Consider the following 14,840-nt stretch of genomic DNA (forward strand, 5'->3'; position numbering starts at 1 on the left):
GTGGGGCCCGGAGGGCTCCGCGACGGGTGCGGCGCGGGGCTCAGCGCGACCGGGGACGGCACCTGGCCGCGGTGTCGACCGGTAGGTCGACGATCAGGTCTCGTAGACGGCGGGCTTGAGCGTGCCGATGTAGGGCAGGTCGCGGTAGCGCTCGGCGTAGTCCAGGCCGTAGCCGACGACGAACTCGTTGGGGATGTCGAAGCCGACGTAGCGCACGGGGACCTCGACCTTGATCGCGTCGGGCTTGCGCAGCAGGGCGCAGACCTCCAGCGAGGCCGGGCGGCGGCTACCGAGGTTCTTGAGCAGCCAGGACAGCGTCAGGCCCGAGTCGATGATGTCCTCGAGCACCAGCACGTCCATGCCGGAGATGTCGCGGTCGAGGTCCTTGAGGATGCGCACGACCCCCGAGGAACTGGTGGAGCTGCCGTAGGAGGAGACGGCCATGAACTCCATCTGGGTGGGCAGCCGCAGCGCGCGGGCGAAGTCGCTCATGAAGAGCACCGCGCCCTTGAGGACGCCGACGAGCAGGACCTCGCGTCCCTCGTAGTCCCGCGCGACCCGGTCGGCGAGCTCGGTGATCTTGCCCTGGATCTGCGGCTCGGACAGGAGCACGTGGTCGATGTCGGGGCCGTAGCCGTGGTCGGGCCCCAGCTCCGCAGGGGTCGACGCGGTCTCGCTCACGGGTGCTGCTCCTCCGGATCGGGGGCGACTGCGGCCCTCCTGCTCGGTGAGCCGGCGGGCCGCAGCACCAGCCTGCCAGACGCCCGGAGCGCCTCCGCACCGCCCGGCAGGGCGACCGGCCCCTGCCCGCGCCACCCGGTCAGCAGCGCGTCGACCGCGCCCAGGTGCACCGCCTGCAGGTCGCCCACCCCCGCACCCCGCAGCCACCCGCGCAGCACCCGGCGGCGCAGCGCGGCCGGGAGGCCCGCCAGCTCGGCGGCGGGCAGCCCGTCGGGGCCGGCCAGCCGCGCGAGGTGCGCCCCGGCCAGGGTGTCGAGGGCGTCGAGGTCCTCGCGCAGCAGGTCCGCCGTCCGGGCCAGGGCGGGCGTGACGCCGCCGCCGAGGACGTCCTCCAGCAGGGGCAGCACCTCGGCGCGCAGCCGGGCGCGGCGGTAGGCCGGATCGGTGTTCCACGGGTCGTCCCACACCGGCAGGCCCTGGGCGGTGCAGGCGGTGCGGGTGGTCTCGCGCCGCACGCCGAGCAGCGGCCGCCAGAACGGCGGGCGCTCGGCCACCATCCCGGCCACCGACCGCGGGCCGGACCCGCGGCCCAGGCCCAGCAGGACGGTCTCGGCCTGGTCGTCGAGGGTGTGGCCCAGCGCCACGCGCGCCCCGTGCTCGTCCGCGCACGCCGTCAGCGCGGCGTAGCGGGCGGTGCGGGCCGCGGCCTCGGGTCCGCCCGCGGTGCCGACGGCGACGGGGACGACGAGCACCGGGCCCAGGCCCAGGCCGCGCAGCAGGCCGGCGGTGTCGTGCGCCCGCTGCGCCGAGCCGGGCTGCAGGCCGTGCTCGACGGTCACCGCCCCGGCCGGGACCCCGGCGCGCGGGGCCTCGAAGGCGACGGCGGCGGCCAGCGCGAGGGAGTCCGCTCCCCCGCTGACCGCGACGAGCACCGGCTGCGCGGACGCCCGCAGGCCCGGCCGGACGGCGCTGCGGACGGCCGCGACCGCCGGTGGCGGGCCGCTCACCGCAGCCGGGGCGTCAGGCGGGAACGGCCGGGCGGCCGTGCACCCGCTCGACCCAGCGGGCCGGCTCGGTGAGCTCCTCGACCAGCGGCAGGTTCTCGGGGCCGGCCCACACCCGGTTGAACCCCTCCATGCCGACCAGGTCGACGACGCCGCCGACGAAGGTCCGCCCGTCGGCGTACTGCTTCATCTTCTGCTCGAGGCCCAGCAGCCGGCGCAGCACGCGGTCGAACGGGCCGCGGCCCTTGCGCCGCTGGGCGAAGCGCTTGCGCAGCGTGCGCACCGAGGGCACGACGTCGGGGCCCACGCCGTCCATCACGAACTCGGCGTGCCCCTCGACCAGGCTCATCACGGCGGTGACCCGGTCGAGGACCGCCCGCTGCTCGGGGTCGCGGACCAGCGCCATGAGGCCGGCCGAGGCGCCGTCGTCGTCGTCACTGCCGCGGACGGCATCGGCGATGCCGCGGACCAGGTCGGACATGCGGTCGCGCAGCGCGTCGGGGCTGAGGTCCGTGGCCTCGACGAACTCGGTGATCTGGGCCTCGAGGTGGTCGCGCAGCCACGGGAAGGCGGTGAACTGCAGCTGGTGGGTGACCTCGTGCAGGCAGACCCACATGCGGAAGTCGCTCGGGTCGACGCCCAGGCGCCGCTCGGCGTCGACGATGTTCGGCGCCACCAGGAGCAGCCGGCCTCCGGTGCCGAACACCTCGTACTGGCCGAGCACCCGGGAGGAGAGGAACGCGAGCAGGCCGCCGGCCTGCACGCCGGTGGCGCGCGAGCCGATGGCGGTGGCCAGCGGGCCGGGCGGGTTCTCCGACCGCTCGAGCAGGGCGCCGGCCAGCGGGTCGAGCAGCGCGGCCATGCCGGTGGTGTTGGCGTCGATCCAGCCGGGACGGTCGACGACCGCGACCTCCGGGACCGGCCCGCCCTCGACCGGGTGCAGCCCGGTCAGTCCCTCGACGTGGGCGACGGCGGCCGCGGCGGCCGTGTGCAGCTCGGAGACGACCGCGGTGGCCTCCTCGCGGGTGGTCGCCGGACCTGCCCCGGCCAGCTTGCGGGCGGTCCGCCCGGCGAGCTGCCAGTCGACGAGTGCGCTGCTGCTCATCGCCTCACGGTAGGCCCTGCTGCAGGGGCCCGCCGCGAGCCTGCGAGCGGTGGGGGGCAGCAGGGTCCCCGCTCAACGGCATCCGCAGCCGGCCAGCGCGGCGGCCACGGCGTCCAGCGCGGCCTCCTCGGGCCCGCCGCCGCCGGTGGTCCCGTTGGCCACCAGCGCGTAGGCCAGCAGCCGGCCGTCGGCGGTGACCACGGTGCCGGCCAGGGCGTGCACGCCGAGCAGCGTCCCGGTCTTGCCGCGGACGGCGCCGGGTGCGGTGGCGGGGTCGGCGTCGCCGCGGTCGGCCAGGGTGCCGTCGTAGCCGGCCACCGCCAGGCCCGAGACGACGGCCGAGGTGCCGGCGAGGGAGCCGTCGGCGGCACCCGTGAGGACGTCGGCCAGGACGGCGGGGGTCACGAGGTCCAGCCGGGACAGCCCGCTGCCGTCCCGCAGGTCGACCTCGGAGGTGTCGACGCCGGCGTCGGCGAGCGCCCCGGTGACCGCCTCCGCGGCCCCGTCGAAGGTGGCCGGCAGGCCGCGGGCCAGCGCCACGTGGCGGGCCAACGACTCGGCCAGCAGGTTGTCCGACTGCGACAGCGCCTGCTCGACCAGGCGCGCGACCGGCGCCGAGGAGACGCTGCCCAGCGTCGTGGCGCCGTCGGGGGCGTCGCCGAGCTCGACGGTCGCGCCGGGGACGCCCAGTGCGGCGGCCAGCGCCCGTCCGGCGTCCGTGCCCGGCGCGCCGCTGCGGGCGTTCTGCCCCGGGGTCACCCGCGCGCCGTCCACCGCGGCGGCGGTGACCGGGGCGGCGTAGCTCGACGGCGCGTCCTCCGGGCCCCAGCCCTCCGCGGTGAGCGGCCCCTCGAACAGCGTGGTGTCGACGACGACCCGGCCGACCGTCGTGCCCGGCGGCAGCGCCGCCTGCACCTGGGCGGCGAGGTCGGCCACGGTCGCCGCGCCCGGGTAGGTGAGCGAGGGGCTCGTCGTCGACAGGGTGGGGTCCCCGCCGCCGACCAGCACGACCTCGTCCGGCGTGGCCCCGGCGACGACCGTCGTCTCCAGCGTGTCGTCGGGGTCGAGGGCGGTGAGCGCGGCGACGGAGGTCAGCAGCTTGGCCGTCGAGGCCGGCGTCACGGGCTCGTCGGCGTCGAGGGCGAACAGCGTCTCCCCGGCGGCGACGTCGACCACCTCGGCGCGCACGCCCTGGGCGAGTGCGGGTGCCGCCAGCAGCGGGGCGAGCGCGGCCGCGACGGCACCGGGGTCGGGTGCGGGGGCCTCGGCGGACAGCGCGGCGAGCACGGGCGCCGGCTCGCCGACGTCGGGGAGCTCGGCGGTGGGCCCGGCCTGGGTGCTGCCCGTGCCGCCCGTGCCACCGTCGTCGCGGCCGAGGAACAGCACCCCGCCGACCACCAGCGCGGCGACCACGAGGAGTGCCACGACGCTCAGCAGGAGGCGCCGACGAAGCCGCCCGTAGCTCGGCCTGACGGTCGTCGACCCACTCGGCTCGATGGTGCCCACCCCCCGGAAGAGGCCCCCGGGGCGGACCTGCACCGGTGGACCTGATACCGGTGGGCCACACTACGTGCCGTGCAGTTCGACGTGACGGTAGAGATCCCCAAGGGCCAGCGGAACAAGTACGAGCTGGACCACGCCACCGGGCGCATCCGGCTCGACCGGATGCTGTTCACCTCGACCCGGTACCCGGCCGACTACGGGTACATCGAGAACACGCTGGGGCAGGACGGTGACCCGCTCGACGCCCTCGTGCTCCTCGAGGAGCCGACCTTCCCCGGGTGCCTGATCACCTGCCGGGCCATCGGCATGTTCCGGATGACCGACGAGGCGGGTGGCGACGACAAGGTCCTCACCGTCCCGGCCACCGACCCCCGCATGGCCCACCTCCAGGACATCACCGACGTCTCGGAGTTCGACCGGCTGGAGATCCAGCACTTCTTCGAGACCTACAAGGACCTCGAGCCGGGCAAGTCGGTCGAGGGCGCCAACTGGGTCGGCCGCGCCGAGGCGCAGGCCGAGATCGAGGCCTCCATCACGCGGGCCCAGGAGGCCGGCGGCCACTGACGGCCCCTCCCCCCGACCCTCCTGAGCGCACGACGGACGACGGACGGCGGTGCACCCCACCCGGGGTCGCACCGCCGTCGTCGTTCCTGACCGTCGTCTCCGGACCGGACGTCGTGCAGCACCGCTCAGCGACCCCTGTCGTGCAGGACGGCGGTCAGGAACCCCAGCTCGCCGCGGTAGCCCTCCAGCCACTGGCGGCGGTGTGTGCGGGCGGCCTCGAGGGCGGCCTCGCGCTCGGGTCCGGCCGCCTCGGTGAGCGCCCACTCCGTCAGCGCGCCGGTCCAGCACCACTCGTACTCGTCCCACTCGGCGAGGGTGGACAGGTGCGCGTAGCCGGGCTCGAAGCCGCACCGCTGCACCTCGCCCAGCAGGCCGGGCAGGTCGGGCAGCTCGCCGGGCGCGGCGCCGAGTCCGGCCAGCGCCGCCTCGCTGGGGCCGGACTCCCAGAAGCCGTCGCCGAACAGCACCCGGCCGCCGGGGCGCAGGGAGCGGCGGACGACCTCGAGGGTCCCCGCCGGGCCGCCGAAGGCGTGGGTGGCGCCGATGCACACGACGGCGTCGAAGGGGCCGCCCTGCCAGGTCGCGGCGTCGGCCTGCACGAACTCGACGCGCCCCAGCAGCCCGCCCATCGCGGCCCGGTCCCGCGCGGCGTCCAGCGCCGGCGCCGAGGTGTCCACCCCGACGCCCACCAGCCCGGGCCGGGCGGCCAGCAGCGGGAGCAGCCACGCGCCTGCGCCGCAGCCGAGGTCGAGCACGCGTCCCTGCGGGGGTGGGGCCAGCCGCTCCAGGAGCCGGGCGAGGGCGTCGTCGGAGACCGGGGCGGCGACCGGGTGCCAGCGGTGCGCGACCGCGCTGACGACGGCCCTGTCCAGGGTGCTGTCCACCCGCGCATCCTGGCGCAGCCGCCGGTGCGGGCGTCAGATGAGGCCGCGGGACCGCAGATCGCGTAGTTCGGCGAAGACCCGCCGCCGGATGGCGTCCTCGCGTCTCTCCCCGAGCCCGACGAAGCGGAGGGACAACTCGCTGTGGTGGTCCTCCCGCGCGTGCCGGCGGATCACCTCGGCCTTGACCGCCAAGCGGTCGCCGTCGAGGTCGACGGCGACGGGGAGGACGGCACCGACCTCGATCTCCGGCTTCGCCACGCCCGGCTTGCCGGTCAGCAGGCAGCGGGTGCCGCCCTCGCTGAGGTCGACGGTGGTCCCGGTGAGCACCCGCTCTCCCAGGGCCACCTCGATCGACACCGACATCGGGGCGCGGACGGCGCTGCGCCGCTGGCCCCGCGACGCGGGCCCGACGACCTTCAGCCGCCACGTCGGCGAGTCCCCGGCGACCACCTCGACCAGCTGCGCGGGCAGGGACCGCAGCTCCTCCGGTCCCCGCCAGATGAGCTCGAGGTGCTCGCCGGTGTCCAGCCGCACGCGCCGCTTCTGCGCGTCCTCGCCGACACTGACCACCATCTCCGAGCCGGACACCTGCTCGACGAAGCTGATCAGGACGTCGGAACGGCTGCTCGCCTTGACGTCGAGCACCGCCCTCTCCTCGGGGTGGTCCACTCCAGGCGTAGCCATCATCGCGCTCCCTGTCCGCGTGTCCCGGGTACTCCGGGATGGACATCGGCACGGACCTGCGGGAAGTGGAGTCGGGAGACGCAGAAGGCGGTGACGCCGCCCTCAGGCGCCGACGTAGGCCGCCAGGTGCTCGCCGGTGGTCGTGGAGCGGGCGGCCACGAGGTCGGCGGGGGTGCCCTCGAAGACGACCCGGCCGCCGTCGTGCCCCGCGCCGGGACCGAGGTCGATGACCCAGTCGGCGTGCGCCATGACCGCCTGGTGGTGCTCGATGACGATCACCGACCGGCCGGAGTCCACGAGCCGGTCGAGCAGGCCGAGCAGGTTCTCGACGTCGGCCAGGTGCAGCCCGGTGGTCGGCTCGTCGAGGACGTAGACCTCGCCGCTCTCGCCGAGCTGCGTGGCGAGCTTGAGCCGCTGCCGCTCGCCGCCGGACAGCGTGGTGAGCGGCTGGCCGAGGCTCAGGTAGCCCAGCCCGACGTCGGCGAGGCGGGACAGGATCGTGTGCGCGGCGGGGATGCGCGCCTCGCCGTCGCCGAAGAACTCCTGGGCCTGCGTCACCGACATGGCGAGGACCTCGCTGATGTCCCGGCCGCCGAGCCGGTACTCCAGCACCGCCGGCTGGAAGCGCTTGCCCTCGCACTCCTCGCAGGGTGACTCGACGGTCGCCATGACACCCAGGTCGGTGAAGACGACACCGGCGCCGTTGCAGGTGGGACAGGCGCCCTCGGAGTTGGAGCTGAAGAGTGCCGGCTTCACGCCGTTGGCCTTCGCGAACGCCTTGCGGATCGGCTCGAGCAGACCGGTGTAGGTGGCCGGGTTGCTGCGCCGCGAGCCCCGGATGGCGCCCTGGTCGATCACCACCACGCCGTCCCGGCCGGCGATCGAGCCGTTGACCAGGGAGCTCTTGCCGGAGCCGGCGACGCCGGTGAGCACGCAGAGCACCCCGAGCGGGACGTCGACGTCGACGTCCCGGAGGTTGTGCGTCGACGCGCCGCGCACCTCCAGCGCACCCGACGGCGTCCGCACCGCGTCCTTGACCCGCGCCCGGTCGTCGAGGTGCCGGCCGGTGGCGGTGCCACTGGCCCGCAGCCCCTCCACGGTGCCCTCGAACACCACCTCCCCGCCGCCCGTGCCGGCGCCGGGGCCGAGGTCGACGACGTGGTCGGCGATCGCGATCATCTCGGGCTTGTGCTCGACCACGAGCACGGTGTTGCCCTTGTCCCGCAGCTGGAGCAGCAGGCCGTTCATCCGCTGGATGTCGTGGGGGTGCAGCCCGATCGAGGGCTCGTCGAAGACGTAGGTGACGTCGGTGAGCGACGAGCCGAGGTGGCGGATCATCTTGGTGCGCTGCGCCTCGCCGCCCGACAGGGTGCCGGCCGGCCGGTCGAGGGACAGGTAGCCCAGCCCGATCTCGGTGAAGGAGTCGAGGAGGTGCCGCAGGCCGGCGAGGAGCGGGGCGACGGACGGCTCGTCGAGGGCGCGGACCCAGGCGGCCAGGTCGCTGATCTGCATCGCGCAGAGGTCGGCGATGTTCTCGCCCCGGATCCGCGACGACCGGGCCTCCGCGCTGAGCCGCGTGCCGTCGCACTCGGGGCAGGGCTGGAAGGTGATCGCGCGCTCCACGAAGGCGCGGATGTGCGGCTGCATCGCGTCGACGTCCTTGGAGAGCATCGACTTCTGGATCTTGGGGATGAGACCCTCGTAGGTGAGGTTGATGCCCTCGACCTTGATCTTCGTCGGCTCCTTGTAGAGCAGGTCGTGCATCTCCTTCTTGCTGTACTCCGCGATCGGCTTGTCCATGTCGAAGCCGGCGCCGCTGAAGATCCGGCCGTACCAGCCGTCCATGCTGTAGCCCGGGACGGTCAGCGCGCCCTCACCCAGGGACTTGGTCTCGTCGTACAGCGCCGCGAGGTCGAAGTCCGACACCGAGCCCATGCCCTCGCAGCGCGGGCACATCCCGCCCATGTAGACGACGTCGCGCACCACGGCCTTCTCCACCCGGCCGCCGGCCTTCTCGGTGCTCATCACCCCGCTCGCCTTCCGCGTCGGGACGTTGAAGGAGAACGCCGTGGGAGGGCCGATGTGCGGCGTGCCCAGCCGGCTGAACAGGATCCGGAGCATCGCGTTGGCGTCCGTGGCGGTGCCGACGGTGGAGCGCGGGTTGGCGCCCATCCGCTCCTGGTCGACGATGATCGCCGTCGTCAGGCCCTCGAGCAGGTCGACCTCGGGCCGGGCCAGCGTGGGCATGAAGCCCTGCACGAAGGCGCTGTAGGTCTCGTTGATCAGTCGCTGGGACTCCGCGGCGATGGTGCCGAACACCAGCGAGCTCTTGCCCGAGCCGGAGACGCCCGTGAACACGGTCAGCCGGCGCTTCGGGATCTCGACGCTGACGTCCTTGAGGTTGTTCTCCCGCGCGCCGTGCACGCGGATCAGGTCGTGGCTGTCGGCGGCGTGCCCCGCGGCCGACAGCGGGTCGGTGCTCGTGGCGGTGCTCATCGTGTCTCCATCCGGTGGGCGCCGCCGTCGTCGGCGCGCTCGCTGTCTACCTGCTCGGGGCGCCGGCCGGGAGGGGCCGACGCCCGTCCGGTCGACGCGGTGCGCCGGCCGCGCGTCACGTCGACCAGCGGCCGTCGCGCATCAGCTCACGGCCGGGCAACTCGTCGGCCTCCCGCCACGCCTGGATGCGGCGCGGGGTGATGCGGAACCAGCGGTACGGCGTGGCCGACGCCCGCGGGTCGAAGCCGGTGCGCGCGGCGAACCGCTCCCCCCGCTCCGGCGGCAGCGCGTCGGTCCGGAGGACCTCGACGTCGCCGTCGATGACGGACACGTCGCGGGTGGGGCCCAGGCCCAGCCGGACGGTCCGGGTGGCGGCCAGGTTCCTGCCGGTGGGGCTGTCCGCCGGAGTGGCCATCAGCAGCGCCTCGCCGTCCCAGTCGAAGGACAGCGGCACCAGGTACGGCGCACCGTCCGGCGAGGCGCTGGCCACCCAGACGTCGACGTCGTGGACGAGCCGGTGCTCGGTGTCGCGACGACGCTGCGCCCGCGGGCGGGGGCCCTCGCTCACGGGCGCCGGGACGGGCGGGTCACGACAGCTCCTGGATGCGGACCATGTTGCCGGCGGGGTCCCGGAACGCGCAGTCGCGCACGCCGTAGGGCTGCTGGGTCGGCTCCTGGACCACCTCGGCGTCGCCGGCCTGCAGCCGCTCGAAGACGCCGTCGAGGTCCTTGGTCGCCAGGACGACCGAGGCGTAGGTGCCCTTCGCCATCATCTCCGTGACGGTGCGGCGCTCGTCGTCGGTGATCCCCGGGTCGGCGGCCGGCGGGTGCAGCACGATGGCCGTCCCCGCCCCGCCGGGGGGCCCGACCGTGAGCCAACGCATCCCGTCGTAGCCGACGTCGTTGCGGAGCTCGAAGCCGAGGGTGTCCCGGTAGAAGGTCAGGGCGGCGTCGGGGTCGTCGTGCGGGAGGAAGGTGTAGTGGATGGTGAGGTCCATGGCGATCACGCTAGGGACGGCGCGCCGGCCGGCGCTTCTCGATTCCTGACCGGTCTGGTGACCTGCTTGGCCACGCACGCGGGGATGCCCGCCGTGGCCTCCGCCGCCAGCCGCCGGTAGGTGCTCGGCGGCATCCCGACCAGCTCGGTGAAGCGGGTGCTGAAGGTGCCCAGCGAGGAGCAGCCGACCGCGAAGCACACCTCGGTGACGGTGAGATCACCCCGCCGCAGCAACGTCATCGCCCGCTCGATGCGGCGGGTCATCAGGTAGCTGTAGGGCGACTCGCCGTAGGCCTGCCGGAACGCGCGGCTGAGGTACCCGGCCGACACGTGCACGCCGCGGGCGAGCGCCTCGACGTCGAGGGGCTGGGCGTACTCCCGGTCGATCCGGTCGCGCACGCGACGCAACCGCGCGAGGTCGCGCAGACGCTGCTCGGCCGAGCTGCTGGTCACCCCGCGGATCGTGCCACGGGCCGGCGACGTTCCCGGGGGACGAGGACCCGGGGTCCAGGAGAGCCGCCTGTCGGAATCGAACCGACGACCTTCTCATTACGAGTGAGATGCTCTACCGACTGAGCTAAGGCGGCGGACGTGCGGGCAACAGCCTACGACACCGCCGTCCGCGGCCCGCGCCCGCCCGGCGCTCAGGCGGGCAGGCGGAGCGCCACGGTGAGCGCCTCGACGGCGATCTGCGGCTTCACGTTCTGCTCCAGTGCGGTCCGGCAGGCCAGCACCGCGTCGATCCGGCGCAGCGCCCCCTCGGCGCCGAGCCGCCGGGCCAGCTCCTCCGCGTCGGCCCGCCGGTCGGGGTGCGACAGCACGGGGGCCTGCTCCCCCGCCGCGGCCAGCACCAGCGCGTCCCGGTAGAGCCCGGCGAGGTCCACCAGGGCCCGGTCCAGCGAGTCGCGGCCCAGCCGGGTCGCGCGGCTCTTCTGCCGCTTCTCCAGGTCCTTGAGGACGCCCGCGCCGCCCCGGCTGGCGGCGACCCCGGGCCCGCGCGCGCCGACGCCGAGGCTGGTCTTGACCGCCTCGGTCTCGGCGCCGTCGAGGACCGCGGTCGTCCGGTCGGACTCCTCCTTGGCCGAGCCGACCAGGTCGTCGGCCGCGTTGAGGCAGGCGGCCAGCGAGACCAGGGACAGCGGGACGTCGAGCACGGCCTTGCGGGCCAGCCGGGCGCCCTCGTCGCGGGCCAGGTGCCGGGCGCGCCCGACGTGCCCGCCGGCCGCGGCCGCCGCCCAGGCCGCCAGCGCCGGGTCGATGCCGTCGCGGCGCACCAGCACGTCGGCGACGGCGTCCACAGGTGGCGTGCGCAGGCCCACCACCCGGCAGCGGGAGCGGATGGTGACCGGCACGTCGTCGGGGTGCAGGCTCGGCGCGCAGAGCAGGAAGACCGTCCGCGGCGGCGGCTCCTCGATCATCTTCAGCACGGCGTTGGACGCCTGCTCGGTCATGCGGTCGGCGTCCTCGACCACCACGACCTGGAAGCGGCCCTGCGACGGCGCCCGGCCGGCCAGGCGCACGAGCTCGCGCGCCTCGTCGACACCGATCGACAGCCCCTCGGGGACGACGGTCGCGACGTCGGCGTGGCTGCCGGCGAGCACGGTGCGGCACTGGTGGCAGGTGCCGTCCCCGCCGGCAGGGCACTGCAGGGCGGCGGCGAAGGCGCGCGCGGCCACCGAGCGGCCCGACCCGGGCGGCCCGGTGAACAGCCAGGCGTGGGTCATCGCCGCGGGGGCGGCGACGGCGGCCCGCAGCTCCGCGACGACGGCGGGCTGGCCGATGACCTGCGTCCACACGCCGTCGGCCGCGACCGGCGCGCTCACGCGACCCGCCCCGGCAGCAGGGCGGCGACCCGCTCGCGGACGGCGTCGGCGAGGTCGTCGGCGGGGCGCTGCGCGTCGAGCACGAGGTAGCGCGCGGGCTCGGCGGCGGCGAGGTCGCGGAAGGTGGCGCGCACCCGCTCGTGGAACTCCAGCGACTCTGACTCCAGCCGGTCGGCGGCGGCGCGGCCGCGGGCACGGGCGAGGCCGGCCTCGGGCGGCAGGTCCAGCAGCACGGTCAGGTCGGGGACCAGCCCGCGGGTGGCCCAGGACGACAGCCGCCGGACCTCCTCGAGGGCGAGCGCCCGCCCGGCGCCCTGGTAAGCCAGCGAGCTGTCCACGAAGCGGTCGGTGACCACCACCTCGCCGGCGTCCAGCGCCGGGCGGACGACGGTGTCGACGTGGTGGGCGCGGTCGGCGGCGTAGAGCAGCGCCTCGGCGCGCGGGGAGAGGCCGGCGGTGGCCGGGTCGAGCAGCAGCGCGCGGATGCGGGCGCCGGGCGGGGTGCCGCCCGGCTCGTGCGTGACCCGCGCGGGCACCTCGACCAGTCCCAGCCAGTCGAACAGCCGGCGCACCTGGGTGGACTTGCCGGCTCCCTCCCCGCCCTCGAAGGCGACGAACAGGCCGCGGCCGGGCACGCGGGCGGAGGCGTCGATCGGGGGCTCCCGGGGTGCTCGAGGAGGGGTGCGGCGGCCGGCCCACGGTACCGGCCGGGGACGACGCGTCCGCGGTCCTACGGTCGGTGGGTGACCGCCGCTGCCGACCCCGGTGCGTGGGACCCCGCCACCTACCTCCGCCACGCCGGTGAGCGGGCGCGGCCGTTCGCCGACCTGGTGGCCCGGGTGGACGCCGCGGACCCCCGCGAGGTCGTCGACCTGGGCTGCGGCACCGGCGCGACGACCGCCGCCCTCGCCCGGCGCTGGCCCGGCGCCCGGGTCACCGGCGTCGACTCCTCACCGGAGATGCTGGCGGCCGCGCAGGCGCACGCGGTGCCCGGGCGGGTGGGGTTCGTCCTCGGCGACGTGCGCGACTGGCACCCCGGGCGTCCGGTCGACGTCGTCGTCACCAACGCCGTCCTGCACTGGGTGCCCGGCCATGCGGACCTGCTGACGCGGTGGGCCGGGGCGCTGGTCCCCGGCGGCTGGCTGGCGCTGCAGGTGCCCGGCAACCACCGCGCCCCGACCCACCGGCTGCTGGCCGGGCTGTGCACCTCGCCGCGCTGGGCCGGCCGGCTGTCGGCGGCCGCTCCCCCGCCGGACCCGGTGCTCGCGCCGGCGGGCTACCTCGACGTCCTCACGGCGGCGGGGCTGTCCGCCGACGTCTGGGAGACCACCTACCTGCACGTGCTCTCCGGCCCCGACCCGGTGCTGTCCTGGGTGCGCAGCACGGTGCTGCGGCCGGTGCTGGCCCTGCTCGGCGACGACGACGCGGCCGACTTCACGGCCGGCTACGCCGCGGCGCTGCGGGCGGCCTACCCGGCGCGGCCGGACGGGACCACCGTGCTGCCGTTCCGGCGGGTGTTCGCCGTCGGCCGTCGCCCGGAAACTACTTGACCGAGTGGAAAGTAGTTGCCACTCTGTCCCGCACCCGACCGAGGAGGCAGCCATGACCGCTCCCACGCCCGAGTCCGCCGCCGCGCTGCTGGCCGAGGCCGAGGCCGCCCGGACGCGGGTCCGCGCCGGCGCCGGGCCGGCCGCGTCGGCGTTCCTGGTGACGCTGGGCGGCGCGAGCGCCGGCTTCTTCCTCGCCCAGCCGCTGGCCGGCAGCGAGCGCGGGGTCGGCGCCGCGGCGACGGTGTTCACCTTCGCCGTCCTGGGTGCCGCGGCGGCCCTGGTCGGCGCCCGCGGCACGACGCGGGCGGGCTTCTCCACGCGCTTCGGCCTCGCGATGGGCCTCTGGGCAGCGGTGCTGGCGGTGGGGCTGGCGGTGGGGATGGCCGTGCCGGGGCTGGCGCACGACTGGTCGTGGTGGGCGCCGCTGGCGGTCGCCGTCGCGGCGCCCTGCCTGGTCGGGGCCTGGCGGGAGCGGCCCCGGTGAGTGCCGCCGAGCACCCGCGGCACGCGCTCGACGACGTCATCCACGCGCCGGTGCGCTTCTCGGTGATGGCCACCCTCGCCGCGGCCGAGGAGGCGGAGTTCGGCTTCGTCCGGGACGGCGTGCAGGTCAGCGACTCGGTGCTGTCGAAGACCGTGACCGTCCTGGAGCGGGCCGGCTACGTCGAGGTCCGCAAGGGGTACGTGGGCAAGCGGCCGCGGACCTGGCTGCGGTTGTCCGGGCCCGGGCGGCGGGCCTTCGAGGCGCACGTGGCGGCGCTGCGGGCGATCGCGGAGGGCCGGGCGCTCAGCGCGGGGTGAGCCGGTACGCGTCGGTGCGGTGGGGCAGGTCCAGGACCTCGCGGCCGCGGGTGTCCGGATGGGTGGCCAGCAGGTGCCGGATGCCGCCGAGGAAGGCGGCGCGGGCGTCGGCGGTCATCGTCGCCACGTAGCTGCGGGTGCCGATGCCGCCCACCACCTGCTCGGGCGTTCCCCGCTGGACGATCCCCGACCTCGCCGTGGCGACGTCGGCGGGCAGCGCCGCGGCGAACCGGGCGACCACGCCCTGGTCGGCCTCGTGGCCGCGGGCCTCCGCGGCGAGGGCGGCACCCAGCGCCGCCACCCACGGGACGGTCTCGTCGCGGACGTTCCACACCAGCCCGACGACGCCGCCGGGCCGCAGCACCCGCCGCAGCTCCGCCGCGGCCGGCTCCGGGTCGAACCAGTGCGCGGCCTGGCCGGCGACGACGGCGTCGACGCTGCCGTCGGGCAGCGGGATCGCCTCCGCCCCGCCGACGGCGGCGGGGATCCCGGGGTGCCGGACGGACAGCCGGCCGAGCATCTCCGCCGACGGGTCGACGGCGAGCACCTCGTGCCCGGCGGCGACGAGGACGTCGGTGAGCAGGCCGGTGCCGGCGCCGAGGTCGAGCACGCGGCGGCGCCGGTCCCCGAGCAGGAAGGCCACCGCGTCGGGCGGGTAGCCCGGCCGCAGCGCGGCGTAGTCGGCCGCGACCGACCCGAACGACGTGCGCCGCTGGTCCCAGGCAGCGGGGTCGATCGTGCCGGTCAC

At 75.9% G+C, this 14,840-nt stretch carries 17 protein-coding genes and 1 tRNA gene; 4 read left to right on the forward strand and 14 right to left on the reverse strand.

Translation table 11 applies throughout. The features are described 5' to 3' along the window. Positions 1 to 93: 93 nt before the first annotated feature. From hpt to dacB, 4 genes are all read right to left on the reverse strand, one after another. Positions 94 to 681 carry a hypoxanthine phosphoribosyltransferase gene (gene hpt / locus HLV61_RS21615; RefSeq protein WP_369259217.1) on the reverse strand — a complete coding sequence of 196 codons (588 nt, stop codon included), beginning with the start codon at positions 679 to 681 and terminating at the stop codon, positions 94 to 96. Beyond that, complete coding sequence (gene tilS / locus HLV61_RS21620) at positions 678 to 1,688, reverse strand: tRNA lysidine(34) synthetase TilS (protein ID WP_369259219.1); 1,011 nt, start codon at positions 1,686 to 1,688, stop codon at positions 678 to 680. The genes hpt and tilS overlap by 4 nt, the downstream gene beginning before the upstream one ends. A gap of 13 nt (positions 1,689 to 1,701) precedes the next feature. Next, positions 1,702 to 2,790: a zinc-dependent metalloprotease gene (locus HLV61_RS21625; RefSeq protein ID WP_369259221.1), complete on the reverse strand. Its 1,089-nt coding sequence runs from the start codon at positions 2,788 to 2,790 to the stop codon at positions 1,702 to 1,704. 72 nt (positions 2,791 to 2,862) lie between these two features. Continuing rightward, complete coding sequence (gene dacB / locus HLV61_RS21630) at positions 2,863 to 4,215, reverse strand: D-alanyl-D-alanine carboxypeptidase/D-alanyl-D-alanine endopeptidase (protein ID WP_369259223.1); 1,353 nt, start codon at positions 4,213 to 4,215, stop codon at positions 2,863 to 2,865. A gap of 150 nt (positions 4,216 to 4,365) precedes the next feature. Here dacB and HLV61_RS21635 point away from each other — a divergent pair, with 150 nt between their 5' ends. Continuing rightward, entirely contained in the window at positions 4,366 to 4,857 is a 492-nt protein-coding gene (locus tag HLV61_RS21635) for an inorganic diphosphatase (RefSeq protein ID WP_369259225.1), read from the forward strand. Between the two features lie 125 nt (positions 4,858 to 4,982). Here HLV61_RS21635 and HLV61_RS21640 read toward each other — a convergent pair whose 3' ends face one another. The 9 genes from HLV61_RS21640 to tmk all read right to left on the reverse strand — a co-directional run bounded on the left by HLV61_RS21640 (position 4,983) and on the right by tmk (position 12,376). Next, the gene (locus HLV61_RS21640) at positions 4,983 to 5,741 is read right to left on the reverse strand and encodes an SAM-dependent methyltransferase (RefSeq protein WP_369259226.1); all 759 of its coding nucleotides are present in this window, start codon (positions 5,739 to 5,741) and stop codon (positions 4,983 to 4,985) included. A 33-nt stretch (positions 5,742 to 5,774) separates the two neighbouring features. Then, positions 5,775 to 6,386, reverse strand: coding sequence for a PilZ domain-containing protein (locus HLV61_RS21645; RefSeq protein ID WP_369259228.1), 612 nt, complete (start codon positions 6,384 to 6,386; stop codon positions 5,775 to 5,777). Positions 6,387 to 6,527: 141 nt separating this feature from the next. After that, positions 6,528 to 8,921, reverse strand: coding sequence for an ATP-binding cassette domain-containing protein (locus HLV61_RS21650; protein WP_369259230.1), 2,394 nt, complete (start codon positions 8,919 to 8,921; stop codon positions 6,528 to 6,530). A gap of 115 nt (positions 8,922 to 9,036) precedes the next feature. Next, positions 9,037 to 9,489, reverse strand: coding sequence for a pyridoxamine 5'-phosphate oxidase family protein (locus HLV61_RS21655; RefSeq protein ID WP_369259232.1), 453 nt, complete (start codon positions 9,487 to 9,489; stop codon positions 9,037 to 9,039). A 19-nt stretch (positions 9,490 to 9,508) separates the two neighbouring features. Then, positions 9,509 to 9,919: a VOC family protein gene (locus HLV61_RS21660; RefSeq protein ID WP_369259234.1), complete on the reverse strand. Its 411-nt coding sequence runs from the start codon at positions 9,917 to 9,919 to the stop codon at positions 9,509 to 9,511. A 5-nt stretch (positions 9,920 to 9,924) separates the two neighbouring features. After that, on the reverse strand, positions 9,925 to 10,371 hold the full coding sequence (locus tag HLV61_RS21665) for a helix-turn-helix transcriptional regulator (protein ID WP_369259236.1): 447 nt from the start codon (positions 10,369 to 10,371) through the stop codon (positions 9,925 to 9,927). Positions 10,372 to 10,432: 61 nt separating this feature from the next. Then, positions 10,433 to 10,505, reverse strand: a tRNA-Thr gene (locus HLV61_RS21670). A 57-nt stretch (positions 10,506 to 10,562) separates the two neighbouring features. Continuing rightward, on the reverse strand, positions 10,563 to 11,741 hold the full coding sequence (locus HLV61_RS21675; protein ID WP_369259238.1) for a DNA polymerase III subunit delta': 1,179 nt from the start codon (positions 11,739 to 11,741) through the stop codon (positions 10,563 to 10,565). Then, complete coding sequence (gene tmk, locus HLV61_RS21680; RefSeq protein WP_369259240.1) at positions 11,738 to 12,376, reverse strand: dTMP kinase; 639 nt, start codon at positions 12,374 to 12,376, stop codon at positions 11,738 to 11,740. The genes HLV61_RS21675 and tmk overlap by 4 nt, the downstream gene beginning before the upstream one ends. A 108-nt stretch (positions 12,377 to 12,484) precedes the next feature. On the opposite strand from tmk, the gene HLV61_RS21685 reads away from it, so the two are divergent. Genes HLV61_RS21685 through HLV61_RS21695 form a run of 3 tightly spaced genes read left to right on the forward strand, consistent with a single transcriptional unit; the run spans position 12,485 to position 14,092 of the window. Continuing rightward, positions 12,485 to 13,291: a trans-aconitate 2-methyltransferase gene (locus HLV61_RS21685; protein ID WP_369259242.1), complete on the forward strand. Its 807-nt coding sequence runs from the start codon at positions 12,485 to 12,487 to the stop codon at positions 13,289 to 13,291. A 52-nt stretch (positions 13,292 to 13,343) separates the two neighbouring features. Beyond that, positions 13,344 to 13,775 carry a hypothetical protein gene (locus HLV61_RS21690; protein WP_369259244.1) on the forward strand — a complete coding sequence of 144 codons (432 nt, stop codon included), beginning with the start codon at positions 13,344 to 13,346 and terminating at the stop codon, positions 13,773 to 13,775. Then, on the forward strand, positions 13,772 to 14,092 hold the full coding sequence (locus HLV61_RS21695) for a winged helix-turn-helix domain-containing protein (RefSeq protein ID WP_369259246.1): 321 nt from the start codon (positions 13,772 to 13,774) through the stop codon (positions 14,090 to 14,092). Before HLV61_RS21690 ends, HLV61_RS21695 begins: the two co-directional genes overlap by 4 nt. Here HLV61_RS21695 and HLV61_RS21700 read toward each other — a convergent pair. Beyond that, positions 14,079 to 14,840 (reverse strand): class I SAM-dependent methyltransferase, encoded by a 762-nt coding sequence (locus HLV61_RS21700; protein WP_369259248.1) that lies wholly within the window; start codon positions 14,838 to 14,840, stop codon positions 14,079 to 14,081. The two genes, HLV61_RS21695 and HLV61_RS21700, sit on opposite strands and share 14 nt — an antisense overlap.

It is taken from the genome of Geodermatophilus amargosae (assembly GCF_041028265.1).
In the GTDB taxonomy this organism is placed as follows: Bacteria; Actinomycetota; Actinomycetes; order Mycobacteriales; family Geodermatophilaceae; genus Geodermatophilus; species Geodermatophilus amargosae_A.